Annotated in this window: 9 protein-coding genes; 6 read left to right on the plus strand and 3 right to left on the minus strand. The window is 44.3% G+C overall.

The window, feature by feature from the left end; genetic code table 11:
- The 4 genes from AB4653_RS03490 to AB4653_RS03505 all read left to right on the plus strand — a co-directional run.
- Positions 1-303, plus strand: a 303-nt coding sequence (locus tag AB4653_RS03490) for an ABC transporter permease subunit (protein ID WP_372103338.1), incomplete at its 5' end; no start/stop codon positions are given.
- Complete coding sequence (locus AB4653_RS03495; protein ID WP_017097984.1) at positions 300-1178, plus strand: ABC transporter permease; 879 nt, start codon at positions 300-302, stop codon at positions 1176-1178. The genes AB4653_RS03490 and AB4653_RS03495, both read left to right, overlap by 4 nt.
- A complete protein-coding gene (locus AB4653_RS03500) occupies positions 1175-2635 on the plus strand; it encodes an ABC transporter ATP-binding protein (protein ID WP_102258232.1) in 1461 nt (486 codons plus the stop codon). The genes AB4653_RS03495 and AB4653_RS03500 overlap by 4 nt, the downstream gene beginning before the upstream one ends.
- A gap of 410 nt (positions 2636-3045) precedes the next feature.
- The gene (locus AB4653_RS03505; protein WP_017097986.1) at positions 3046-3909 is read left to right on the plus strand and encodes a hypothetical protein; all 864 of its coding nucleotides are present in this window, start codon (positions 3046-3048) and stop codon (positions 3907-3909) included.
- 144 nt (positions 3910-4053) lie between these two features.
- Here the strand turns inward: AB4653_RS03505 and AB4653_RS03510 are convergent, their stop codons facing one another.
- Positions 4054-4950 (minus strand): LysR family transcriptional regulator, encoded by an 897-nt coding sequence (locus tag AB4653_RS03510; RefSeq protein ID WP_102258233.1) that lies wholly within the window; start codon positions 4948-4950, stop codon positions 4054-4056.
- A gap of 154 nt (positions 4951-5104) precedes the next feature.
- Between AB4653_RS03510 and AB4653_RS03515 the strand changes: the two genes are divergently transcribed.
- A complete protein-coding gene (locus tag AB4653_RS03515; RefSeq protein WP_102258234.1) occupies positions 5105-5743 on the plus strand; it encodes an NAD(P)-dependent oxidoreductase in 639 nt (212 codons plus the stop codon).
- A gap of 77 nt (positions 5744-5820) precedes the next feature.
- Here the strand turns inward: AB4653_RS03515 and AB4653_RS03520 are convergent, their stop codons facing one another.
- Both AB4653_RS03520 and AB4653_RS03525 read right to left on the minus strand, forming a co-directional pair.
- On the minus strand, positions 5821-6474 hold the full coding sequence (locus AB4653_RS03520; RefSeq protein WP_017092201.1) for a cupin domain-containing protein: 654 nt from the start codon (positions 6472-6474) through the stop codon (positions 5821-5823).
- 134 nt (positions 6475-6608) lie between these two features.
- Complete coding sequence (locus tag AB4653_RS03525) at positions 6609-7376, minus strand: SDR family NAD(P)-dependent oxidoreductase (protein ID WP_102258235.1); 768 nt, start codon at positions 7374-7376, stop codon at positions 6609-6611.
- Positions 7377-7481: 105 nt separating this feature from the next.
- Between AB4653_RS03525 and AB4653_RS03530 the strand changes: the two genes are divergently transcribed.
- Positions 7482-7820, plus strand: a complete 339-nt coding sequence (locus AB4653_RS03530) for a helix-turn-helix domain-containing protein (protein WP_017103534.1) — start codon at positions 7482-7484, stop codon at positions 7818-7820.
- The last annotated feature ends 13 nt before the right edge of the window (positions 7821-7833 follow it).

The following is a 7833-nucleotide window of genomic DNA, read 5'->3' on the forward strand; positions in this document are numbered from 1 at the left end:
ACTTTTGTTGGTGTTCAAGCAACCGGGTTAATTGAAGGGATCATTATGATCGAGTCATTATTCTCTTGGCCGGGTATTGGTCACGCGTTAGCGCATGCGATTTTCCGTAGAGATATACCAATGATTCAAGGTTCTGCTCTGCTGATGGGGCTTCTATTTGTGGTCATCAATACCTTAGTCGATCTTGTTAACTACCAATTGGATCCAAGGCAACGCGCGAATAAACCCTCTGCTTTATTTTCAAAATTTGCACCTAATAAACAACAAGCAGAACCCGAAAAAAAGAAGGTTAAGATCGTATGAATTTAACAAAGCCGCAATGGTTAGGTCTGATTATCTTAGCCGCCTTATTATGCCTAGTCATGCTAGAACGGACTGTCTATCAAGGTGATATTGCCAAGCAAAATTTAGACCTTGCATTCACAACGCCTTCTGTCGAAGAACCTTTAGGCAGAGACCATTTTGGACGCAGTAATTTGGCAAGATTAAGCCACGCCATCAGCACCTCACTTTCCATGGCATTAATAAGTATTACTACCGCTGCGTTGTTAGGGACGTCAATGGGAGTAATCGCTGGTTGGAAACAAGGATGGTGGGATAAAATCTTTTCATTCAACGTGAACATGATACTCGCCATGCCCGGCTTAATTCTTGTTTTACTTTTTGCGGCAATGGTTCCTGGATCATTCCTCATTCTATATATCGCCATATCGCTCATGCTGTGGGTGGATTTTTTCCGCGTGTCACGCAACCGAACGTTGTCACTCATTCAGTCACCTGCAGTAGAAGCCTCTCGGCTTTATGGGTTCAACCACTGGTATATATTCAAGCGTCACTTATGGCCAGATTGCCGAAATGATTTATTCACCCTGTTCTGTTTTGGTACGGGTAATTCAATACTGGCACTCGCGTCTTTAGGCTTTCTGCATGTTGGGCTCAAGCCGCCAGAAGCTGAACTCGGCTTAATGATGGTTGAACTATTCCGTTACTACCACCAAGCCCCTTGGGTTTTGATTCAACCGGTACTGACCGTTTTTCTTCTGGTATTAAGCTTTCATTTATTAGCTCAAGGAAAACGTCACACGCAATCCTCAAAAAACCATACGCATAATGAACCGGGAGCTAAACAAGAAAAACCCCAACTAGGCAAACAAGCGGATAACGGAGTAGCAGCATGAACGCAATGTTAAAAATTGAAAACCTGTCGATTCAAACTGATACTCAAACCTTAGTCCAGAGCTTAAGTTTAGATTTATATCCGCAGCGTCCGCTCACCATTTTGGGAGAAACAGGCGCGGGGAAAAGCCTAATCGCGGCAGCTATCGCCGGCACATTACCTGATGCCTTAAAACCAGAGGGCGACATTACTTTGTTTGATGAGCTTAACCCTTTAAATCGAGAACGGTTTTGGGGCAAAGAAATAGCTTTGCTACCTCAAGAACCTTGGTTAGCACTCAATCCGCTTCGGACTATAGGATCGCAGATAAGCGAAGTTCATAAGCTGGTTTTAAACGAAGGTCGTTCCCAGAGTGACACACTCACCCATCATGCACTTCAACAAATGGATCTGGGCAAAGATGGAGATAAACACCCATTTGAACTCTCGGGCGGAATGGCGCAACGTGCTGCGTACTTATGTGCGACACAAGCTGGAGGCAAACTGTTAATTGCCGATGAACCCACAAAAGGCTTAGACGAAAGCCGACGTGATCACGTTGGGCAACTTCTCCTTTCTCACTGCCAACAACTTGAAAATGGCAAACCCGGTGGCCTGCTCACCATCACTCACGACATTAAGCTGGCTAAAATGTTAGGTGGTGACATCATTGTCATGAAAGAAGGGGCAATTGTTGAAAGGGGAGACGCTAAAGCCATTTTAGATCAGCCACAAGCGGCCTACACAAAAGCGCTAATACAAGCGCAACCTGAGTATTGGTATCTTGATCAGCCAACTTCCTCGCAACCTTCAAATGAATCAAATAGTCACGCTACTCCCTCAGAGGTTGGTATACAAAGCGGGCAGAAGCCATTGCTTGAAGTTGAAAGTTTAGCGATTTACCGCGATCAAAGAACACTCTTTTCAGATCTCACGTTCTCATTATCACAAGGTGAAATACTGGGAGTTTATGGTGACAGCGGATGCGGGAAATCTTCTCTCGCCGATACTTTACTAGGGTTGCATCACGACTTTTCCGGCAATATCGACTGGCTTCAAAAAATCGAAAAAGGACAACGCCTCAAGCTTTACCAAGATCCACCCAGTGCGCACTCCCCTCACACAACACTAAAAACGTTACTTAATGACTTATGTGCGCTTCACAAGCTAAATCGCTCCAAGATACCCGTACTTCTAGATAGATTGAGCCTTAACTCTGCTTTGCTTGAACGTCCATCAAGCCAAGTATCCGGAGGAGAATTGCAGAGGTTTGCGATTTTACGAGCGCTACTGATGAGCCCAAAACTGTTAATTGCAGATGAACCCTCATCACGATTAGACCCCATCACAGCAGCCCAAACGCTAAAGCTGATTGTTGAAGTATCGAAAGAAGCTAACTGCGGCCTAATTTTGATCAGCCATGATCAACTGGCTTTGAGTAAGCTATGCAATAAAGTGATCGACTTATCGCGCTATTGATTTATCTAGCTATTGATTTCTGGATCGATAGACTTATTGAGCTATTGGGCTATCGACCTAAACGAGCTTCGCGGTTATCTGTCTTCTCAGTGGTACATTCGCCGTAAATCTTTAGTCATACCTTCACTATCTACTCACTGAATGTACATCTCTGTGTAACCCAATCTGACTAACCTTGCATAAGAGGTTAGCCAGATTGTAGCTATTTATGCTTCAGCCATAGCAAAGTCTAGAAACTATAAAAACCTCTAACCTCTTCTATCGCACTCACTCGAATGGTGAGGTGATGCACCAGTATTGGTCATCCACAAGCGGGCTTAAAATATAAGTCGTTGAAATATAATGTTTATCAATTTTGGCACAAATCGTGAACTACCACTAAGTAGGTATTCAGATATTAGGAGTTGAATATGTTGGTCGTTATTTCAGTGGGTTTATCCCTATTAGTACTTGCAGCGCTGTTTCATTTCTCAAAGAAGAGACAAACAGCGCTATCACACCGGTTTGAAACCTTAGTTCTACTCAGACAGTTATTGTTGCTATCACGCAAACATCGCGCGGCAACGCATTATGCTCTGGCGTATCAATTGACGAGCGACTCAATTCGAAAAGTGAATCAGATTTACGACAACATACTTGAGGTATCTGAACTGCTTCAATCTCATGTGTCGTTTGACAGCCGTCCGATGTATCGCATTTATCACCTCAAACTCATCGCTATGCACAATGACTGGCAAAACCGTAGCTTAGTACGTAATCAATCGATTCATGGAAAAACGATTCGTCACAGCATGTTCTTGATGGATGAAGTGATGATCATCTGGCTGATTCAATCAGAACGAGAAGACATGAGCCGTGAGTACCACATGAACTGGCAACAGATCTTAGATTGTATGGAGATCCTTACCAAGTTGAGAATGGCCATCCCTGGGATAGAAAAGTCGAATACGGAAATACCTGAGGAGTATGCGAGATTCAAATTCTATGCATCTCAGACTCACCGTAAACTCAACCAATTATCAATTATCTGCCCTATTAGCAGTGGATCACCAGTTTGCACTCGAGCGATGCATGCACTCGCAGAAATCGCATCGAGCAACGAATTAACCCAACCGACAGATAGCTTATACGAATTAACCAGTGATATTTCTAGCGTCGTATCGCAAGTTTACGACCAAGTATTATCCGACATTACTAGAAACTTGTATCAGCCTTTACCTGACATCAACGATAAGGCGATAAACACCCGATTATCGGTACACAGATACGTGTAAAGACTTCGTGAGAGGAGAGCGTGTGGAACTCTGAATTATTGAGTTCAAATCCGATATCACCTTTGATATCGGATTTTTGTATTTGTTTGCTTATGCCTTGTGTACTTGTGTACTTGTGTACTTGTGTACTTAAGATATATAAGCTCAAACATCACCAGACTTAATATCGCTAGACCAAACTTCTGCTGCAAAATCAATGAACTGACGAACAACAGGCAGCTGATAACTGCGAGACAGATACACCGCCCAAAGCACACTGCAGGGTGAAACAAAGTCATCCAATATTCGTTTCAATTTCCCTTCTGCAATCAACGGATTGGCTAAATCACAAGGTAAGCGAACAATCCCTTTTCCATGCTGTGCGGCGCGAGTTAATACCCCAACATCGTTAGCCTTGATAGTGCCAGACACCTCAACCGAATAGTGCTGGTTATCCTTAACGAAATCCCACTTAGAAACACTCAAATGGCGAAAGCAGTTATGCTGTCGAAGTGCTTCGACCGTTTCAGGTTCTCCGTACTTGTCTAGGTAGACTTGAGAGGCACACACCACTGAATCAATGTCCATGAGCTTTCGAGCAATCAAACTATCGTCAGGTTGGTCAGTATAGCGAAGGGCAATATCTATTCTCTCATCCACCAGCTGCGCAAAACGGTCTGAGGCAAACAACTCGACCGTGATATTAGGGTGACGCTCTGTGAATTGCTCAACCACATCCAACAGCATATTTTGAGTTAAACCAATCGGCGCTGCAATTCGAATTACCCCTGAAAGATCGTCGGTTTGATTGAGTGAAGTGACTTCTAGCTCTGCGGTTTCATGGAGTATCTTCTCGCAACGTCGCAGCGCAATCTCTCCTGCCGCTGTCAAACTGACCTTACGAGTAGTTCTGTGCAGTAACCTTTGTTTTAACCACCCTTCGATCTCTTGAACATGCCGTGAAACCTGTAAACGGCTCATGTCCAAATGCTCTGCTGCTTGAGTAAAACTGGCGCAATTTGCGACTTCAACAAAGCTACGCATCGCCGTCAACCTGTCCATCACACTCTCCCTTGCCGACTTAACCAAGCCTATTAGATAACTGTATAGATACAATCTACATCATTTTACGATATTTATCGCAACCTAGTGAGCTATTAGACTGCAATGGCTGTCGAGAAACAGACTCAATAAATTAGATAATTGGAGAGACATTATGAAAATTGCAGTATTAGGCGCATCAGGTTGGATTGGTAGTCACATCGCTCAAGAAGCTCAATCTCGCGGACACGAAGTTGTTGCTGTTGTAAGAGATGCAAGCCGCGTAAAAATCAGCGATGTTGAAGTTCGTTCATTTGATTTACAAGATGAAGCGGCAAGTCTAGCGACCGCTTTCTCAGGCGTTGATGCGGTAATTGCTTCGATTGGTGGACGCGCTCTAGGCAATCACGACATCGTAAAAAACACAGCAGCTAAGTTACTTGATACATTGCCAAGCATTGACATCGAACGTCTACTTTGGGTAGGAGGTGCAGGCTCATTAGAAGTGGCGCCAAACGTACCGTTAGTTACCGTTCCTGACTTCCCTGCGGACTACAAAAACGAAGCGCTAGCACAAGGAGAAGCCCTTGAAATGTTCAAACAATCTAATGAAAAGGTTAACTGGACATTCGTTAGCCCTGCTGCGGAAATCTTCCCGGGCGATAAGCTATCAGCCTACCGCACAGGTGGTGATCAACTGCTCACTGACGAAGATGGCAACAGCAAAATATCCGTCAGCGACTACGCTATCGCGATGATTGATGAACTAGAAGCTGGCAAGTTCCCACGCCAACGTATTGGTGTCGCTTACTAGTCAGCTCATATATAAAAACTAAAAAAGCCGCTTGTTCAAAACAATGCGGCTTTCTCATCTTTATATTGAGCATTCCTTTAATCCAATGGCAGGTGACCCGTTTTCACTAGGATAACCGTCTCTTCTTCCACATAAGGGAAATGCTCGCTCATATGAGGGCTACGCATCCATGTGTGTTTTGGATACTCGCCATGTTCATCTTTAAAAGTGCCTGACAACACAAAGATCTCTTCACCACCAAAATGACGGTGTGGCTGAAAGCGCTCACCAACGGGCCATTTCACTAACGCGACATGCTCGTGTTCGAATTCATGCAGTGGCATCACTTGTAAACCACCAATACCCGGAAGCCATTCCGTTTCTAGCGTATTAATGCGAACTTGAGTTAAGTCTCTCGCATCAAACTGGTTGAGCTTCACCAAGATCGTGCAGCCATTTTTGCTTGATGGAGAATGCGCACTGCCCGGGGGATTACGGATATAAGTACCGGCAGGGAAATCTCCAGTTTCATCAGAGAAAACACCGTCTAACACGAAGATTTCTTCGCCTTGCGGATGCGGGTGCTCAGAAAACGAAGATTCAGGATCGTACTTCACAACACTGGTTGTGTGGCCCGACTCTTTCTCTTCTCTTTCTAGCGGCTTACGCCATACCCCTTTGGCAGGGCTCGCGATCCAATCTAATGTCTCGGTTTCTATAACCAGTCTCTTTGAAAAGTCCATGTTGAACATAATGGCGACCTTACTCTTGTTATCGTTTTAATTATTATTGTTGTCTTTCTCGTTTCTATTCTACGCGAATACTCATCAAGGAGGCCATCTCGCTGCTATTTTCCTACGCGACAGCCTCCTGAAAAGAAGCCTGATTAATTGCGGCCAGCGATCACACCGCCATCAACATCCCAGATTGCACCCGTGACCCAATCAGCACTGTCTGACAGTAAGAAAGAGATGCTATTGGCGATGTCTTTCGGCAGACCTACTCGACCAATTGGGTGGAATGCGTTGAAACCTTCTAGCGCTTGATCCACTTCTTCAGGTTTGATGAAAGATTCGTAAATCGGTGTTTTAACCACAGCCGGGGAAACCGCATTCACGCGAATGTTATGCTCAGCCAGTTCCATTGCCATGTGTTGTGTTAATGCGTGCAGGCCTGCTTTAGCCATTGAATAGGCAGAAGATGGCGTCGCTTTGATTGCTTGCTTACCCCACATAGAACCAACGTTAACCACACTGCCGCCGCCATTCTTGATCATCAACTTGCTTATCGCTTGAGTAATGAAGAAGGTTGCTTTATTAAGCTGCATGTATTGCTCGTAATCAGATTCTTGGTGCTCGATAAACGCTTTAGGGTTGAAGTAACCTGCAGCATTAACAAGGTAACCAATACCTTCTTCGAGCGACTCTAAATGCGCAATAAGGCGAGACACACTCGCATCATCATAAAGGTTAGCTTGCCAACCAGAAGCGTGGCCTAGTGATTGAAGTTCTGACACCGCTTTATCTAACTTAGTTGGGTTATTGCCGACAACCAGTACATGGATGTTTTGAGCGACTAACTGCTTCGCTGTTTCAAAGCCCATACCACTTGTGCCACCGATTACGACTGCAATACCTTTTTTAGTGAAGTTCATTTTGTTATCTCCTAAGTCATGTGAACGTGGTAATCTTAGGCTTTGAACTAACACTATGAATAGTAAGTACAAATCGGTTAGGTAGGTACTTATTGGTACATCTTTATGAAAAATCAGGAAAACTTTTTTTCAAGAAAATCAGCACCAGAGCGCTCAGCTCGCATGGTAGAAACCATCTACGGCTGTAAATGGTCGCTAACGGTTTACCAATTACTGGCAAATGGCATTAATCGCCCTGGTGAAATGGTGCGCTCGGTCGAAGGGTTATCGACCAAGGTATTGAATGAATGCTTGAAGCGAAATGTGGAGTTTGGGATTTTGGATAAGCAGATGTTCAACGAACTTCCACCAAGAGTTGAATACCAAGTGACGCCGTTCGGCGAGAAGTTTTTGTTGATTCTAGAGCAGTTGGAAAACCTACAAAACGAAATCGACGAGATGTAAGCCCACGCTAATC

The organism is Vibrio sp. 10N.222.48.A3 (assembly GCF_041475345.1).
Lineage (GTDB): Bacteria > Pseudomonadota > Gammaproteobacteria > Enterobacterales > Vibrionaceae > Vibrio > Vibrio tasmaniensis_A.